At 52.1% G+C, this 17,521-nt stretch carries 13 protein-coding genes; all 13 read right to left on the bottom strand.

Annotated elements, in window-relative coordinates; translation table 11 throughout:
- Positions 1 to 9 precede the first annotated feature (9 nt).
- The 13 genes from ruvA to smc all read right to left on the bottom strand — a co-directional run bounded on the left by ruvA (position 10) and on the right by smc (position 17,444).
- Positions 10 to 612 (bottom strand): Holliday junction branch migration protein RuvA, encoded by a 603-nt coding sequence (ruvA, locus tag HMPREF9081_RS06565; RefSeq protein WP_006306325.1) that lies wholly within the window; start codon positions 610 to 612, stop codon positions 10 to 12.
- A gap of 96 nt (positions 613 to 708) precedes the next feature.
- Positions 709 to 1,203 (bottom strand): crossover junction endodeoxyribonuclease RuvC, encoded by a 495-nt coding sequence (gene ruvC / locus HMPREF9081_RS06560; protein ID WP_040394693.1) that lies wholly within the window; start codon positions 1,201 to 1,203, stop codon positions 709 to 711.
- Positions 1,204 to 1,262: 59 nt separating this feature from the next.
- Positions 1,263 to 1,991: a YebC/PmpR family DNA-binding transcriptional regulator gene (locus HMPREF9081_RS06555; RefSeq protein ID WP_006306323.1), complete on the bottom strand. Its 729-nt coding sequence runs from the start codon at positions 1,989 to 1,991 to the stop codon at positions 1,263 to 1,265.
- 41 nt (positions 1,992 to 2,032) lie between these two features.
- Positions 2,033 to 3,238 (bottom strand): tyrosine--tRNA ligase, encoded by a 1,206-nt coding sequence (gene tyrS / locus HMPREF9081_RS06550; RefSeq protein ID WP_006306322.1) that lies wholly within the window; start codon positions 3,236 to 3,238, stop codon positions 2,033 to 2,035.
- Between the two features lie 13 nt (positions 3,239 to 3,251).
- Positions 3,252 to 5,336 (bottom strand): transglycosylase domain-containing protein, encoded by a 2,085-nt coding sequence (locus HMPREF9081_RS06545; protein ID WP_006306321.1) that lies wholly within the window; start codon positions 5,334 to 5,336, stop codon positions 3,252 to 3,254.
- Between the two features lie 105 nt (positions 5,337 to 5,441).
- Positions 5,442 to 7,796, bottom strand: a complete 2,355-nt coding sequence (locus HMPREF9081_RS06540) for an endonuclease MutS2 (protein ID WP_006306320.1) — start codon at positions 7,794 to 7,796, stop codon at positions 5,442 to 5,444.
- Positions 7,797 to 7,805: 9 nt separating this feature from the next.
- Entirely contained in the window at positions 7,806 to 10,319 is a 2,514-nt protein-coding gene (locus tag HMPREF9081_RS06535; RefSeq protein WP_006306319.1) for a U32 family peptidase, read from the bottom strand.
- Entirely contained in the window at positions 10,316 to 10,975 is a 660-nt protein-coding gene (gene scpB, locus HMPREF9081_RS06530) for an SMC-Scp complex subunit ScpB (RefSeq protein ID WP_006306318.1), read from the bottom strand. The genes HMPREF9081_RS06535 and scpB overlap by 4 nt, the downstream gene beginning before the upstream one ends.
- Positions 10,962 to 11,690, bottom strand: a complete 729-nt coding sequence (locus tag HMPREF9081_RS06525; RefSeq protein WP_006306317.1) for a segregation and condensation protein A — start codon at positions 11,688 to 11,690, stop codon at positions 10,962 to 10,964. The genes scpB and HMPREF9081_RS06525 overlap by 14 nt, the downstream gene beginning before the upstream one ends.
- Positions 11,691 to 11,698: 8 nt before the next feature.
- A complete protein-coding gene (locus tag HMPREF9081_RS06520; RefSeq protein WP_006306316.1) occupies positions 11,699 to 12,328 on the bottom strand; it encodes a site-2 protease family protein in 630 nt (209 codons plus the stop codon).
- A 16-nt stretch (positions 12,329 to 12,344) separates the two neighbouring features.
- On the bottom strand, positions 12,345 to 12,890 hold the full coding sequence (locus HMPREF9081_RS06515) for an NUDIX domain-containing protein (RefSeq protein ID WP_006306315.1): 546 nt from the start codon (positions 12,888 to 12,890) through the stop codon (positions 12,345 to 12,347).
- A gap of 35 nt (positions 12,891 to 12,925) precedes the next feature.
- Positions 12,926 to 13,861 carry a signal recognition particle-docking protein FtsY gene (gene ftsY / locus HMPREF9081_RS06510; RefSeq protein WP_006306314.1) on the bottom strand — a complete coding sequence of 312 codons (936 nt, stop codon included), beginning with the start codon at positions 13,859 to 13,861 and terminating at the stop codon, positions 12,926 to 12,928.
- A gap of 19 nt (positions 13,862 to 13,880) precedes the next feature.
- Positions 13,881 to 17,444, bottom strand: coding sequence for a chromosome segregation protein SMC (gene smc / locus HMPREF9081_RS06505; protein WP_006306313.1), 3,564 nt, complete (start codon positions 17,442 to 17,444; stop codon positions 13,881 to 13,883).
- Positions 17,445 to 17,521 lie beyond the last annotated feature (77 nt).

Below are 17,521 nucleotides of genomic sequence, written 5' to 3'. Positions count from 1 at the left end.
CCTCCTTTCTCAAAAGCGCTGCAGTTCTGCCAAAGCATAACGAATGATCTCTTCCGTACTTTCCCAATCGGATCTTTTCTTGAGCACTGATTGAATCTCACTTTGTTGAAATCCAAGGGTAAGGAGGGCCTCTGTTGCCTCCGCAACCATATTTCCCGTGCTGTCCGCAATGTTGACGGTATCGTCGGTAATGTTGGACGACTCAAAGGAATCCGCTGACAGTTTATCCTTGAGTTCCAGAATGATCCGTTCAGCGGTCTTTTTTCCGATGCCTGGGAGTTTCGTGATTGCCTTGGTATCCTTCCGGTGAATGAGTCGATAGAATTCGTCTGCAGTCGTCGCTGAGAGAATTCCCTGAGCCACCTTCGGACCAATCCCCGAAATACCAATCAGATGCTGAAAGAGATCATATTCCTCCTGCGAAAAAAAACCATAGAGGAGAATGGCGTCCTCACGAACATGCATATGCGTATAAAGCAGAACTTCTTCACCGATCACAATATGATTGCGTGTCTGATGGGAGATGAACACGCGGTAGCCGACATCATGGACATCCAAAAAACAATAATCCGAAAAGATATGCGATATTTTTCCTCGTAAAAATCCAATCATTCCCAAACTCCCATGTCTTCTAAAGAATCGCTGATAAAATGAAGTCTATCCGATTGGTGCAGATTTTTTGTCCTGCCTGAATTTATCAGTGCTTCCCTAAATTCGGTTGCGCCATGCAATACTGTCCACACAATGCGCAGCACTGATAGCAACGGCGAGAGCATCGGCAGTATCATCCGGATGGGGCGGCGCAGGAAGATTTAAGAGTTTCGTCACCATATATATGACCTGTTCCTTCGTCGCCTTCCCGTACCCCGTCACCGATTGCTTGACCTGTAGCGGCGTCCGTTCCACAATCGGAATATTGTTCTTTGCCGCAGCAAGAAGCACAATACCGCGTGCCTGTCCGACCGGAATCGCCGTTGTGACATTCCGATTGAAGAAGAGTTGCTCCACTCCCATCGCATCAGGTGCATACTTTTGAAGCAACGTTTCCAGTTCTGTATAAATTTTTAAAAGACGCTTTTCTACCGGCATTTTGGATGGTGTCGTAATCGCACCATAGGCATGTGGGCGCAAGCGTGAGCCAGACTGCTCCACAAAGCCATAGCCACAGATTGCAGTCCCTGGGTCAATACCGAGTACTAACATTTTCATATCCTTAAAAGAGTGCAGACATCGCGTCTGCACTCTTTTAAGCAAACCTCCGCTTATTCGTCCATTTCATAATTGCTGTAGACGTTCTGAACATCGTCATTATCCTCGAGCGCGTCGATCAGCGTCTGCATCTTTTCGGCGTCTTTGTCGGCAAGATGAACTGTCGTATCAGGAACCATCGTCACCTCAGCGGAAGCCGTTTCGATTCCCTTTTCTCCGAGAATCGCTTCAATCGCATCGAAAGCATCCGGCTCAGCAATGATCTCAAAGACATCGTCCTCTGCACGCATATCCTCTGCGCCCGCCTCCAAGACGATTTCCAGAAGAGCATCCTCATCGTCAAACGCCTCACGTTCCACGATAAAGACAGCCTTCTTCTTGAACATCCATGAAACGCAGCCGTCCTGACCAAGATTGCCGCCATACTTTGAAAAGAGATGACGGACATCCGCCGCCGTACGATTGCGGTTATCCGTCAGAATATCGAGCATGACCGCCGTACCGCCAGGACCGTAGCCCTCATAGAGAAGTTCTTCGTAATTGCTTCCCTCCGTAGCACCAAGCCCCTTCTGGATGGCACGGTTGATATTGTCCTTTGGGATATTGTTTGCCTTTGCCTTAGAAAGTGCAAGTTTTAAGCGCATATTGCCGGTGGGATCTCCGCCGCCCATACGGACGGCAATTGTGATCTCGCGTCCGATCTTCGTGGTGATCTTTCCACGGATGGCATCATTCGCTCCTTTTTTTCGTTTGATATTTGCCCACTTTGAATGTCCCGACATCGAAGTTCTCCTTCCATTCCTGCTCCGAATGGAGCAATCTCTCAATATACAAGCTGATAGTGCCTTTTCTTTCCTTTTTTGACGAGTGCGGTACCGTCATAGAAATCCGACTCCTGCAATACATAGTGCTCATCCGTAACGCGTACATCGTTCAGGGTAAGACCACCCTGTTGGATCAAGCGTCGCGCCTCCCCCTTCGATGGGAATACGTTTCCGCGCGTAAGAGCATCCACAAGTTTTTCACCGATCACCGTATGAATCTGCGGGAGATCTGTCGTCGCACCGCCGCTGAAGAGCGCTCTTGCCGTTTTCTGTGCCTTCTGTGCCTCCTGCTCACCGTGAACAATCTTCGTCGTCTCATACGCAAGAATTTCCTTGGATCGATTGATCTCCTGCCCCTCCGCAGCAGAAAGGCGGTGGACCTCATCCATCGGAAGATACGTGAGAAGGGACAGGCAGATCTCGACATCAGAGTCATCGATATTGCGCCAATACTGGTAGAAATCATAGGGTGAGGTTTTCTCCGCATCGAGCCAGAGCGCACCACCCGACGTCTTTCCCATCTTCGTCCCGTCACTCTTCGTAAGCAGCTTGTTTGTGAGTCCGAATACCGTAGTATTCTTCTTGCGTCGGCAGAGTTCCACGCCCGCGATGATATTTGACCACTGATCGTCTCCGCCCATTTGCAGCTTGCAGTCATAGCGCCTGTTGAGTTCCATGAAATCATATGCCTGCATAATCATATAGTTGAACTCGAGGAAGGTCAGCCCTTTCTCCCAGCGCTGCTTATAGCTCTCAGCAGCAAGCATGCGATTGACGGTGAAATGCGCTCCAATATCGCGGAGCAGGTCAATGTAGTTGAGCTTGCGGAGCCAGTCTCCGTTATCCACCATGATTGCCCGATCATCCGTAAAATCGATGAAGCGGGAAATCTGCTTTCGGAAGCAGTCGCAGTTGTGGTGAATGATCTCATCGGTCATCACCTTGCGCATATCCGTGCGTCCCGATGGATCACCCACCGTACCGGTTCCGCCGCCGACAAGGCAGATGGGACGATGACCCGCCCGCTGCATATGGGACATTGCCATCAACGCGATCAAATGCCCTGCGTGAAGGCTGTCTGCCGTGGGATCAAAACCCGTGTAAAAAGAAATCTGTTCCTGCCCGAGGAGTTCACGCAGTCCCTCTTCATCCGTACACTGCGCGAGAAAACCGCGTTCCTTCAGTATATCAATGGCGTTCAACAACTTACCCCTTTTCTCAGTTTTGTCCTTTTTCTACGCCCATTCCAGGTTCGGGCGCTTCCCCGGAAACGGAAGCTGCTGTGCGTGACGCAGAGGCATTTGCATTCGCCTCACTCTTTCCTGCATTCGGCGCATTGGCAGACTTTCCTGTTTCCTTCCCTTTTTCATCCGTGCTCTTCTTTGCATCCTTGTCTTTCTCTGGAGCTTCAATCGGTACATCCGATGATGCGGCAAACGAGGGAGCTTCCTCGAAATGACGCACCGGAAGCCCCACGTGTGCTTTCAGCATAAATGCCTGCCAGATAACAGCAGGCGTCGTTCCTCCCGCCATGCCATGCAGGTCGCCAACGCTGTCATTACCAACCCAGACACACGCAACCAGATCCGGTGTATATCCCACGAACCATGCGTCATGATAGTCACTGGTTGTTCCCGTCTTTCCCGCTGCAGGTCTTCCAATGTTGGCGCGTGTTCCCGTACCACGTTGGATAACATCCTCCATCATCGCGGTCATGGTGGCAGCATTCGCTGCAGAAATCACGCTTTTTTCCTTTCGCTGCGCCTCCTCGAGCACCTTGCCAGTACGCGAAACGACTCGGATAATGGCGACCGGCTCGACATGGATGCCGCGATTCGCAAAGGTGCCGTATGCGCTTGTGAGCTCGAGCGGTGTGACCCCGCGCGTCATACCGCCGAGTGCGATGGCAAGATTACGATCATTCGTTGCACCGTCAAGAACAAAGGTCGATATCCCCATCTGCTGTGCATAGTAGATCGCCTTGTCAATCCCAATATCCTGCGCGATCCGAACCGTCGGAACATTGAGCGACCAACGCACGACATCGCGCAACCGCACCTTCCCAGAGAAGTTGCGGCTATAGTTCTGCGGCTCCCATCCGCCGATCTTCAGCGGCTTATCGTCAATGATGGAATCTGCCGTATAGTTGTTCTCAAGTGCTGCAACGAAGACAAAGGGCTTAAATGCAGAGCCGGGCTGACGCACTGCCTGTGTCGCACGATTGAACTGATCCGTTCCGCGTCCACCCACCATCGCTTTGATATATCCCGTATGCGGATCGATCGCGACAAGCGCCCCCTGTGGCTGCACAATACCGTTCTCATCGGTAAAGTATGCGGGAAGGTTCTGCATCGCATTTTCTGCTGCCGCCTGCAGATTCATATCAATGGTCGTATAAATTTGCAGACCATCCTTGTAGATGGCATCATCTCCATATTTCTCCGCGAGCTGTTGGAGTACATAATCAACGAAATAGGAAGGACCGTTGGCTCCATCGCTGTTGTTCTTAGCAATGGTAAGTGCTTCCTTCTTAGCCGCATTCGCCTCACTCTCACTAATATAGCCGTACTTTGCCATCTGGTCGAGAACGACAGCTTTGCGCTCGGTCGCCGCCTCCATATTGTTGAGGGGAGAGTAGTAGTTCGGACTCTTCGGAATCCCCGCGAGCATCGCACATTCATTCAGCGTCAGATCCTTGACATCCTTGCCGAAATACGTGCGTGCCGCCGCCTGAACCCCATAGGCGCCCTGTCCGAAATAGATCTGGTTCATGTAGAGCTCGAGGATCTCCTGCTTCGTATACTGACGTTCGAGTTGGAGTGCAAGAAACACCTCCTGAACCTTGCGTTTGAACGTTCGATCCTGTGTCAGATACGCATTCTTTGCGAGCTGCTGCGTGATGGTAGATCCGCCCTCTGTGAGCTCGCGCCCCTGAATGTTCGCCAAAACGGCACGCATGATACCGCGCGGATCGATGCCGATATGCTCATAGAAACGATTGTCCTCAACCGCGATGAATGCGTTCTGAAGATCTTTCGGAATCTCATTAATACCGACAGGTCTACGGTTCTCTGCCGCATGAATGTTGGCTATCTCGTTGCCATGAATATCGTAAATCTGCGACGATGCCGGCGGAACGATATCCTCTGCCAGATTCGGTCTGGTATTCAAGCTTGCCGTGAGAAATCCGCAGCCAACACCGATGATCATGACAAACAGTATCAGCCCTATGGCGAGAATTGCTTTTCCAAGAATGGAGCCATTCTTGGACTTCTTTGTCGTTTTCTTTTCGCTTTTCTGCATAGATACCTTCCTGTCCGGATCTTTCTCCTATAATCTAATTTCTTTATTTTATCACAAACTTGGAATTTTGTAAGGATATTTTATTAAAAAGGTGCGGTACGCGACCTACTTCAGCTCCACAACCGTCGCGCCCGTTCCACCCTCAGAAATATCGGCAAACGAAAAATTGAGGACAGACCGATGGTGCTTCAGATAGTCCTGCAAGCCCTGCCGCAGAGCACCCGTTCCCTTCCCGTGAATCAGTAAAATCTTAGAGAGACCCATAAACACCGCATCATCGATAAATTTACCCAGAACGGACTCGGCTTCGGCTACCGTCATACCGCGCACATCGATCTGTGGACTTATGTCTGTCGCCTTTCCGGAAATCGAAGAAGATACGTGAAGTTTCCCCGCACGCTGTTTCTTCTTACGCGCAACAAACCTGCAGGCATTCATCTTGACAATCGTGCGCAGTCCGCCGACTTGAACCGTGAGTTCCTTCCCCTGGATGGCGAGCACCGTCCCCTCCTGCGCAAGGCTTGGAATGTAAACGATATCACCGCTTTGAACCTCACCCGCACGTACAGGTTTTCCTACAGACTCGTTTCGCTGCGCATCTCCCTCAACATATGCCTCATTCAGCCGATCTCTGGCTTCCTGAATCGCCTTGCGGCGCTCTTTCACACCATGATCGTCAAATTGCTCTTTGAGCGATTTGATTGTTTCCTCGGCGCTGCGCCGCGCCATGCGGACAATATTGTTCGCCTCCTCGCAGGCCTTGTGAAGAAGCTCCTGCCGCATTTTCGTGAAAGTATCGCGCTCGGTGCACAGGCGCGCTTCCCTTGCTGTGAGCTCGGCTTCCTTCGCATGAAGCATGTGATTTCTTGCCTCGTAGTCCTTTTTCTCCTGTTCAAGTTCGTTGACTACGTTTTCAAAATGCGTATGTTCCTCGCTGATATAAATTTCCGCACGCGCCACAATATCCGGTGACAGTCCAAGCTGCCGGCTGATCGAGAACGCATTGCTTGCTCCCGGAATACCGATCAAAAGACGATAGGTTGGACGTAGCGTTTTCAGATCGAATTCGACCGAGGCATTTTCAACGCCCGTTTGCGTATAGGCAAACGTTTTGAGCGCAGCGTAGTGCGTCGTAGCAACGGTGCATATGTTACGCCGTAAAAAATGTTCAATAATGCTGCGTGCAAGTGCCGCGCCTTCATCCGGGTCAGTACCGGCCCCGACCTCGTCCAGAAGGATGAGGTCGCCCTGCTCCGCCTTGTCGATAATGCGCACGATGTTCCGCGTATGCGCCGAAAACGTGGATAGACTCTGCTCAATGCTCTGCTCATCTCCGATATCCGCGTAGATGTTGCGGTAGACGGGAATCTCCGAATCCGGCGCCGTCGGAAGGAAGCATCCGGTCTGTGCCAAGAGCGCCAAAAGCCCAAGCGTCTTCATGCTCACGGTTTTGCCGCCCGTATTGGGACCCGTGATCAAGAGAACGGAGAACGACTTCCCGAGTTCTATATCGATCGGGACAACCTTGTCCCGTGGGAGGAGCGGATGCCGTGCCCTCTTCAGGTGAACACGGCCATTCCGATTCAATGTCGGCGGATATGCCTCCATCTCACGCGCGAGTCTGGCACGCGCAAAGATGAGATCGATCGTCGAGAGAATCGCACAGTTCTCCTCGAGAATGCGCGCATTTTGGGCAATCTCTGCCGTCAGCTTTCGCAGAATCCGCTGAATCTCCTGCGTACGGGCAAGCTCCATCTGCCGCACCGTATTATTGAGCTCCACAGTCGCGAGCGGTTCCACAAAGAGCGTCGCACCGCTGGCAGATTGATCGTGGATCACGCCCGGAAAGTAATTGCGGTATTCCTGCTTGACCGGGATGACATAGCGCTCATCGCGCACCGTGACAATAGCTTCCTGAAAGTACTTCTGATTTGCTGCATCATGCAAAATCGCAGAGAGTCGATCCTTCGCACGCGCCTGCGCCGTTTGAAGCTCCCGCGTGATTCTGCGCAGTTCGGGACTTGCATCATCACGGAAATTGCCATGCTCATCGATGGCATCTTTCAGATGACGCTCCACCATCCCGAGAATTTCAAGCGGTCTCGCCTGTTCCTTGAGGATTGAAACATCTATATCGAGATCGCGGAAAAAATACTTCACATTCCGCATTCCTGCCATCGTGCTCATAACGGACCGAAGCTCATCGACCTCAAGGACGGAACCCATCGATGCCTTTTTCATGATCTGACGCAGATCGTAGATGCCGCCGAACGGCGGTGTCTGCATCTGCAGAACCTGCACAGCCTCTGCGGTCTCCTGATGGAGCCGCACAACCGCATCATAGTCGCCGGAAGGCAGTGCATTGCGGCAGAGCTCCTTGCCACGTATGGTGGAGGCAAATGTAGCCAACCAATTTGTTATCTTCTCGTACTCTAATACCTTAAATGAATCAGTGTCCATAAACACCTCTTATAAGATCCCGCGGAAATAATGCCCGCGTGTGATATCGCCGTCCTCCTGCATGCGCAGGTATTGCTCATCTTCTTCTCTGAGGGGAACCGCAAGCTGCATTGCAGTCCGATATGCTTTGACAATTCGCTGCAAAGCACCGACAGAGATTCCGCGTCCCTCGATCCGAAGCGTCGCAATGCCCATAGCACGCATCTGCGCCGCATACGGAAGCAGAGATAGTTGCTTGCTGTTCAATATATGCATGCGGCAGAACTGATCCGTCAACACCGGAAAATCGACATTTTTGCGGTCACGGAGGAAGTAATTCTGCGTGCGGCAGGGCATGGAGCATTTCCCCGTATCGAGATTCCCCAGAAAGCTGCCTAGGACACAGTATTCGGAAATCATGAGCGGAAGACGCCCGCCAACGATTGCCGTAAGTGGAACGGGGCTTGATTTTACCATGCGTTCCATCTGTTTGCCGTTGAGCTCCGGCGACAGTGTCGCCTCAGAGAATCCATAGGAATGCAGAAAATCCAATGTGGAAACATTGTAGGAGATCATCGAATAGTCCGCATGCAGGGGAACGTCCATGCATGCACGCGCAAGAAACGCAATGCCGATATGATGGACATGCAGTGCCGCAGGCAGCTTCTCTCCAAAACCGTCAAAGAGGCGCATCAAAGCAGCCTGTTCATGCTCATGAACGATGCGTGGCGTGTTGTAGTCAATACGAACATCACGTTCCTTCGCATAGTCCCACGCAGCCTCATAGTCGCCCTTTTGAAGTACGGTTCCGGAAAAATTCTCCCCCCCGTACAAAATACCGTCTGCTCCCGCCGCTACAGCAGCCTTCATTGCGTCCATATTGTCGACGGCAACCATCAGGGACGATGACATCGCGGGCGAAATCTCTGCTCGTTGCGAAACGGGAAGCATTGTATTTCCTGTGATAAAGCGTATGGTATCTTCACGTCTTTTTTGAAACTTATGCGTACGAGATTCTTCCAAGGCGGCAATGGCAGAGCGGCGAATTTTATTCAGCTCGCTGACCGGCACCATCACCGAATCGTCCATGTCACAAAGAAGTTCATCAAGGGAAAATACTGTTGTACCGAGGCGCCCCATCTGTTTCTGAACCGTTTCCACAGTAAGCGGACGATTATTTGCGGCAGCAACGACATAGTCGCTCTCCACCTCTGCGTGATTCCCTGCATCATCCTCCATAGAGAGGCGCAATTTCTCGCCGCATCTGGCATAAAGCGCCGCATGCAAAGGGATTCTGGAAGAGTGCTCAGCGTCATAGGAGCGCCGTGCGGCCTCCATAAGCCTTGCGTCATAGACCTTGAAAACACGATCATTCATGTGGACTTTTCCACGGATGGGAAAAGATACGACATCCCCTGCCCCCGCCTCAATGCACGCCTGTCCTCGCGCATCATAAAGATGCTCGATCTCCGCGCTGACCCGCCCGCCAACCTTCACCCAGAAATCCACTTGATCGCCAACGGCAAGATTTCTGGTCAGTTTCACTGAAACTCGTCTCGCATTCCGATCATATGCAGTGACCCGCCCAATGAGGAGACCGCGATTGTTCGGCCGCCGGTCGCTCATCATGTGCCTGCCCTGATGCTTCTCCATATAGGCGGTGGTAAAGTCACGATTGAACACCTGTGCAAGGTGGTCTCGATCGATATCATCAACCTGCATGCTCTGCGCATCAAAATGATGGTCGATCGCCTTGCGATAGACATGCACAATCGTGGCGACATACTCCGGACGCTTCATGCGCCCTTCGATTTTGAGTGAATCGATCCCCGCATCAAGCAGCTGCGGAATGAGTTCGATCGCATTCAGATCGCGTGGGGAGAGCAGAAAGTTGCCGGCAGATGCGCCAAGCACATCATTTCCATTCACATCGACGAGGGTATAGGGCAGACGGCAGGGCTGTGCACAGCGCCCGCGATTTCCGCTGCGTCCGCCGATCATACTGCTCATCAAACATTGTCCGGAATAGCAGACGCAGAGTGCACCGTGCACGAAGCACTCGATCTCAACTCTACTGTTCGCACAGATATGACGTATTTCCGCGATAGAGAGTTCGCGCGCCAAAACAACGCGAGAGAAGCCAAGTTCCGCGAGCGCCTGAACCCCTGCAAGATTATGCACCGTCATCTGCGTGCTCGCATGAATCGGCAGCTGCGGTACAATCTGCTTTGCCAGACGTACTGCTCCAAGATCCTGTAAGAGAATGGCATCCGCTCCGGCATCGTAGAGAAAGGACAGGTATTCCTTTAGTTTTGGAAGTTCATCACTGTCTACAATCGTATTGACCGCAACATGAACCTGCACATTTTTCAGATGTGCGTGCTGAATGACATCCACCAGTTCGTCTTCATCAAAATTCGAAGCATAGGCGCGCGCACCGAACATTTTCCCGGCAAGATATATAGCGTTTGTTCCATTTTCAACGGCAGCGAGAAACGCTTCCTTCGTTCCTGCGGGAGCAAGCAGTTCAACCAATGCACTCACTCCTTCGCATCACGAGGAGTTGCAGTATCTCTTTGCCGGATTTTCTCAACATCGTCATTCCCATCATCATATTCAACCAGATCTGCAGCGGCATGCATTTCCTCAAAGAGCCGAAGCTGGTCATCATCCAGTGTATCCTTTACATCATCCGTATCAGGCAACGCCGGAAGGTCTTCAATCTGCTGCAATCCGAATGCGCGTAGGAACAAGTCGGTCGTCCCATAGAGAATTGGGCGTCCAACAACCTGTTTGCGGCCCATCTCACAGATCAGTTCCAATTCCAGAAGCCGACTGATCGAACGCTCTGCGCGAACGCCGCGGATATGCTCCACTTCCTGCTTCGTAATGGGCTGTTTATACGCAATGATGGAAAGCGTCTCCATTGCAGAGGAAGAGAGCGTCGGCTGTACCGTTTCCGATAGTTTTTTTACCCACGGAAAGGCATTCGGATGGGTTACAAGTTGATAGCCACCGGCAGATCTGCGTAAAAATATACCGCTCCCCCGCTCCGACAGAACATGTTCGAGCTCTGTCAATGTTTCTTGGACCTCCCATGCGGGTGCTTCGATGATCTCAGCGAGTTTCGGTATGGAAAGCGGAAGTCCGGCAGCAAACAGAACGGCTTCCAATATGCTTGTCCGGCTAAGAGACTCCACGGCGCCCCTCCTTTACCGAAATAACGATCTCATGATACAAACGTTCTTGTGCAATATATACCATCTGCATTTTGGCGAGTTCCAAGAGTGCTAAAAACGCCGACAGGAGTTCCTCTCGCGTTCCTGTCGGAAATGCCTCATTTAACTTGATTCTGCCATTTTTACGCTGAAGCAGTGCGAGTATATCCGTCATCTTGTCCTGCACACGATATTCCTCTGCCGATACGACGAGAGCGGGAATCACAGGATCTTCGCGGATGCGCCGAACATCGGAAAAGATACGCATAAGAGCCTCTGCCGAAAGCCCCATAACGGGAAGACGAGCTGTAGGCAGCGGCATCGGCGCGCGCTCCACATAGGGACTCTGTGCATCGTTCAGGGAAAAGAGAATGGAGGACACCTCTTTGAATCGGCGGTATTCCAGCAGACGCTCCACAAGCTCCAGCCGCGGATCCTCTTCGTGCTCTTCTTCTCCACTACTTTGAGGAAGCATCATGCGGGACTTAATGCGCAGGAGTGTCGCCGCCATCACTAAGAACTCGCTCGCATATTCAATGTCAAATTGATACAACGTATCGATATAGTCCAGATATTGCCGCGTCAAATGCGCGATAGGAATATCATAGAGATCGATTTTGTTCTTTTCAATCAAATGCATGAGCAGGTCCATCGGACCCTCGAACGCATCCAATTTTACAAGATAGTCTGTTGCCATATATGCACCTAAAACAGGAGAATACTTCCAATCACTTTATAGATTCCATAAACCAGTCGGAAAAGCGGCATCAGGACAACACTCAACAGCGGTGTTGCAATGAACACAATCATAATCAACAGGCTGTAACGCTCAATAGATTGGTAGCGATAGGCAAGGTCGGGTGGCAGAAGATTGCGCAGGATATGCGAGCCATCGAGCGGAGGAATCGGGAGCATGTTGAATATGGCAAAATTGACATTGTAGACGAAGATCATCTGAATGATGCTGTAGGTAATCGGAGAAACATCCAGATTGTGCGATCGGATAAAGAGAATTGCATAGAATGCAATAAAGCCCAGCAGAAGATTCATTGCGGGTCCCGCAACAGACACGAGAATATCATCCCGTTTCGGCTGGCGGAAGTTGCTCGGGTTGACCATGACAGGCTTTGCCCATCCAAAACGGACGAGAAAGAGCATAATCAGCCCGATGGGGTCGATGTGTGCGCGCGGGTCAAGCGTCAGCCTGCCCATCAGCCGCGGCGTAAAGTCACCGAGCGACACAGCGACACGCGCATGTGCATACTCGTGAAAAGTCATAGCAATGATGAGTCCCGGAATTCCAAGCAGCATCTCTTCAAAGTTAAATCCGAACATATTTTTCTCCCACTGGTCAGCCGCGCAGGCGTTCTTCTGCCATCATCAGTGAGATGATGGTCTTCGAGTCAATGATCTCCCCTGTTTTTATCATGGCAAGAGCCTCGGAGAAGGGCATCTGAACGACATTGACGAATTCATCTTCATCTGTGTGCTGTTTCCCGACCGAGAGATTCCGAGCGAGATACAGATGAATGTACTCATTGGAGAATCCGACCGTCGTTGCAATCACGGTCAGTTTATCGTATTGAGCCGCCGTATATCCGGTCTCCTCCGACAGTTCCCGACGTGCACAGTGCAGAGGATCCTCCCCCTCCATATCCAACTTTCCTGCCGGAACCTCAAGCGTCACCTTTCCAATGGGATAGCGAAACTGGCGCACCAGAATTACATCTCCATTCGGCAGTACAGGAAGAACCGCGGCAGCACCCGGATGGTGGATCCACTCGCGCATCGATTCCTTCCCATTCGGCAGGCGCACCGTATCGCGACGCACATGGAGCAAGGTTCCATCAAATATATTCTCACTGCTACATTTTACTTCTACAAGATCCTCATACATAGTGGATTCTCCTTTCGATCAATACAATCCGCATACTACTGCTGTGCTTCGTCCCCATGTTTGAGAAACAGCGCACTCACAAAATCCTCCGCATGGAAAGGTCGAAGATCATCCATTCCCTCCCCGACGCCAATCCATTTGATCGGAATGGAGAGCTGTGACTTGATCCCGATGGTCACGCCACCCTTTGCAGTACCGTCGAGTTTCGTAAGGACAACTCCCGTGACAGGTGCAGCCTGCGTAAAGAGCTCTGCCTGGCTGATCGCATTCTGCCCCGTCCCGGCGTCAAGCACAAGCAGTGTTTCATGCGGTGCCCCCGGAATCTCACGTCCGATGACACGATAGATCTTCTCGAGTTCCTGCATGAGATTGGACTTTGTTTGGAGTCGTCCCGCCGTATCGACAATGACGATATCGATACGGCGCGCCTTCGCCGCCTGCAATGCGTCAAAGACAACCGCCGCAGGATCCGAACCCTCTCCATGTTTGATGACTTGTGCATCGGCGCGCTTGCCCCAGATCTCGAGCTGGTCAATGGCGGCAGCACGGAAGGTATCGGCTGCTGCCAAGAGAACCGTTTTGCCCTGTCGACGATAGTAGGCACTCAGCTTCCCGATGGTCGTCGTCTTGCCGACGCCATTCGTACCGACCACGAGTAGAACCGTCGGTCCCTGCTCTGCCATATGGAAGGTAGTCTCTCCAGCCTCGAGAATCTGAACAATTTCCTTTTCCAAAAACGGGATCAGATCCTCAGGCGTGCGAATCTCTTTTTGCTTGATGCCCTTTCGTACCGCCGCGATGAGCGTCTCTGTCGTCTTAACCCCGACATCCGCCATCAGCAGAGTTTCCTCAAGATCATCGATCAGCTCATCGTCAATATCCGCATATCCAATAATGAGCCGCTCGATATTATGTGTGAAGTTCTCCCGTGTTTTCGTCAAGCCCTTTTTCAGCCGATCAAAGAATCCCACAATAACTCCTTTCTGCCCCTTAGGCAGTCTGTACCGTTTCGTAATCCTTCATGCGTATGGATAGGACTTTGGAAACGCCTGCATCCTCAACGGTAACACCGTACATTGTGTCTGCCGCGCGCATGGTGCCCTTTCGATGTGTGACGACGATAAACTGCGTATTTTTTGCAAACTCCCGCAAAAACTCGCCAAAGCGCGATACATTTGCCTCATCAAGAGGTGCGTCAATCTCATCCAATATGGAAAACGGTGAGGGACGATAGCGCAGAAAGGAAAAGAGGAGTGCAATGACCGTGAGGGCACGCTCACCGCCCGAAAGCGCGGACAGATTCTGCCGCTTTTTGTCGGGCAGTGTCACAAGAATCTCAACGCCACTGCTCAGTATATCCTCTTTGTCCGTCAGACGCAATTCCGCAATCCCACCGCAAAAGAGACGCACAAAGATCTCGTTGAAATACTCCTGAATCTGGTGAAACGCGTCACGAAAGGTGCGCGTCATATCCTGATCGATCTTTTGGATGATCTGCTCGATGTCCTGCTTCGCGGCTCTCAGATCCTCGATCTGCTCCTCTTCTTCTTCGTATCGCGCTTTCTTTTCCGCATACTCCTCGACGGCATTGGGATTGATGGAGCCAAGTTCCTGGATGGAACGCTCGAGTGCTTGCAGACGCTCTTTGAGAAAGTGCGGATCCGCATCCTGTGCATCTGCAGCTGCCATTTCCGGCGTTACACCGAAATCCGACAGGAGTGTCGCACGGCAGTCCTCCAAGCGTATATGGATGCGTTCCAACGCCTTATCACAGTCGTGCTGCTTTGTACGAATATTTTCCACGCGTGCAATCGCACTCTTGATGGCGGCATCCAGTACACGACTCTCTGCCTCATGGGCAAGACGCTGATCTTTCAGCACGGCACTTTGATGTTCCCGCTCTTGGAACGCCGCATTCTGACGGTCAATTTTGCGTTCCAGCTCAGACAGGCGTACCTCATCCTTTTGTAGTCCATTCGTAAGCTGTGCAGACTGTTCTACAATATCTTTCAGTGCCTTTTCTGCCTCTGCACGCTCAAATTCACGAGATGTCCTGTGCCGCGCCCTCGTTTCAATCTCCGTAGACAATGCAGCTAGTGCGATGTCCAATTCGTGCAGACGCTCCTCATGTTCTCTGCCGTCGGTACGCAGCACCTCACATTGTTCAGTCAACTGTGCGATTTCCTGCGTAAAACGTGCCTCATGTGTCTTGCACTGGGAAATATGATGCTCAAGCCGCGTGCGTTTCTGTGCCAGCTCCACACCGTGCGCAAGGCGCGCCTCCTCCGCACACTCCATCGCATGAATCGTTTCGGTCTGGTCTGCGATACGTTCCTGCAGCACATCACACTTTGCACGCTCTGTTATGAGCTCCTGCACCAACCGTTCTGCCTCAGCTCGTTTCTCCGTATGACGTTCATCCGTTTCCTTAAAATGAAGTCTATGCTGCTCCAATGCGGCGTGCATTTCCTTATGGGTATCCTCATGTGCACGCAGGCGGCTGAGCAGTGTATCGATCTCTGCACGGCGATTCAGCAATGTGGACTGCTGCTTTCGCCGTCCACCACCGGAGAGCGAACCGCCCGGATTTAACAGTTCCCCTGTAAGCGTCACAATGCGGAGGCGATAGCCCTCCTGTTTTGCTGCGATCAGAGCCTCATCCAAGGTTTCCATCACGAGTGTCTGCGCGAGCAGATGATCGGCGACCTTCTGAAACTTCCCATCTGCCTGAACAAGGGTGTTTGCCCAACCGACAACGCCTCGATAGCGTCCGAGATCAATGGCACGCGGTTGACGCACGGCGATCGTTGTCAGCGGCAGAAAGGTAACACGCCCGCCATTCTTGCGCTTCAGATAGGAGATGGCAGCCTTTGCCGTGTCCGTATCCTCCGTGACAAGATTCCGTACACTCGCGCCGAGTGCCACATCAATTGCCGTAAGATAACGCTCCGGTATACGAATGAGATCTGCAACTGTTCCCGCAACACCGCCGCGCCACCCCTCCTTCGCCTGCAGGACGGTTTGCACGTCCCGCCCAAAGCCCTCATAGCTGTCCTGCATGCGACGCTGAAAGTCAAGGCTCTGCTGCAGGCGGGCAAGTTCCGTATCCGATTTTCGAAGCTGTGCGTCATCATGCTCAATCGCTCGGCGAAGTACTTCTGCTGCCGTACGGAGGTGCTCTCCTTCCTGAGAGATCTCCTGTGCTCTCTTTTCTGCAACTGCAAGCTTGCACCGCTTATCTGCAAGTTCGCGTTCGGTTGAGGCAAGGAGCACACGACGACGTTCCATTTCCTCTCTCTGACGCACCTCATTCTCATCCCCCTGCTCAGCAGAGCTCAGAGCAACAGCAAATTCCTCCCGTAATCGTGCCAACACACGCTGCACGGAGGCGCGAGAAGACTCTTGACGCGCAATTTTCTTCTCCTTATCAGAAAGAAACCCCTGCAAACGCTCGAATTCTTCCCGAGCAATTGCACGTTCTGTCTTTTTTTCCTCGATCTCTGTGTTTTTGCACACCAAAAGAGCGTCGATCTGGACGAGTTCCTGTTCCGTTGCTTCAATCTTGGCAGAGGCAGACTGCCGCCTCTGCTCCATATCTGCTTTGCGCTGATCGCCCTGTTCCTGTCGCCCCCGGATGAGCGCCGCCTCCTGTCGGAGCGTGTCCAACGTTTCCTGCAGGCAGCGGCTTTTCTGCTCCTCTGCATGAAGGCGGCAGTCTATTGCGGCAATATCTTTCTCAATTGTGTTTTTTTTCGCTTCCGCATGCATGCGTTCCCGCATTTCGCACGCCTCTTCGTCGCGATGGGAACGCAGAGCCGCCTCCTCGATCTCCTGTTCCCGCGTGAGTTGATCATATTGCTGCAACAATGCCGTCAGTTGATACGTTCGGCGCTCCGCATCGAGCGCACGGAACTGCATCGTTTTTTCCGACTGTACGGCAAGCGGCTCCAGTTCTGCCGCATGTGCATACATGATATCATTCAGGCGTACAAGATCGCCCTCATTCTCGCGCAGTTTGCGCAGTGCCTCCTGCTTGCGCGTGCGGTACTTCGTGATACCTGCAGTTTCCTCGAAGAACACGCGGCGATCTTCGGGGCGGCTGTCGAGAATATCATTCAGGCGGTTCTGCCCGATGATGCTCATGCCGTCATGCCCGATGCCCGTATCTGCAAAGAGCTGATAGATGTCCTTGATACGGCAGCGTGAATCATTGAGGTACACCTCACTGTCACCGTTACGATAGAGGCGGCGCTTGACAACGACCTCATCGTAGTCAATGGGCAGCTTCTTGTCCGTGTTGTCAAAGACCAGTACAACCTCGGCAACACTGAGGGCACGACGCTCGGCAGAACCGGCAAAGATGATGTCCTCAGAGCGCAGCCCGCGCAGCATACGAATATTCTGCTCACCGAGAACCCAGCGAACGGCATCGGTAATATTGCTTTTTCCGCTCCCGTTCGGTCCCACGACAGCAGTGATCCCCTGATCGAATTGAACCACAATTCGATCAGCAAAAGACTTGAATCCGTACGCTTCCAAGCGCTTTAACTGCACGCAACGCACCTTCCTTTACAGATTAGTTCATTCATTATAACAGAACGGATGGTAAATTTCAAAAAACGGTATCTTCC

The sequence above is a fragment of the Centipeda periodontii DSM 2778 genome, assembly GCF_000213975.1.
Taxonomy (GTDB): Bacteria; Bacillota; Negativicutes; order Selenomonadales; family Selenomonadaceae; genus Centipeda; species Centipeda periodontii.
The sequence above is the reverse complement of the archived record's forward strand: the minus strand, read 5'-3'. Positions and strand labels throughout refer to the sequence as shown.

Bases quoted from the DNA above. Each gene is read 5' to 3' on its own strand.
- ruvA (WP_006306325.1), bottom strand. From the start codon at position 612: ATGATTGGATTTTTACGAGGAAAAATATCGCATATCTTTTCGGATTAT.
- ruvC (WP_040394693.1), bottom strand. From the start codon at position 1,203: ATGTTAGTACTCGGTATTGACCCAGGGACTGCAATCTGTGGCTATGGC.
- HMPREF9081_RS06555 (WP_006306323.1), bottom strand. From the start codon at position 1,991: ATGTCGGGACATTCAAAGTGGGCAAATATCAAACGAAAAAAAGGAGCG.
- HMPREF9081_RS06545 (WP_006306321.1), bottom strand. From the start codon at position 5,336: ATGCAGAAAAGCGAAAAGAAAACGACAAAGAAGTCCAAGAATGGCTCC.
- HMPREF9081_RS06540 (WP_006306320.1), bottom strand. From the start codon at position 7,796: ATGGACACTGATTCATTTAAGGTATTAGAGTACGAGAAGATAACAAAT.
- HMPREF9081_RS06525 (WP_006306317.1), bottom strand. From the start codon at position 11,690: ATGGCAACAGACTATCTTGTAAAATTGGATGCGTTCGAGGGTCCGATG.
- HMPREF9081_RS06520 (WP_006306316.1), bottom strand. From the start codon at position 12,328: ATGTTCGGATTTAACTTTGAAGAGATGCTGCTTGGAATTCCGGGACTC.
- HMPREF9081_RS06515 (WP_006306315.1), bottom strand. From the start codon at position 12,890: ATGTATGAGGATCTTGTAGAAGTAAAATGTAGCAGTGAGAATATATTT.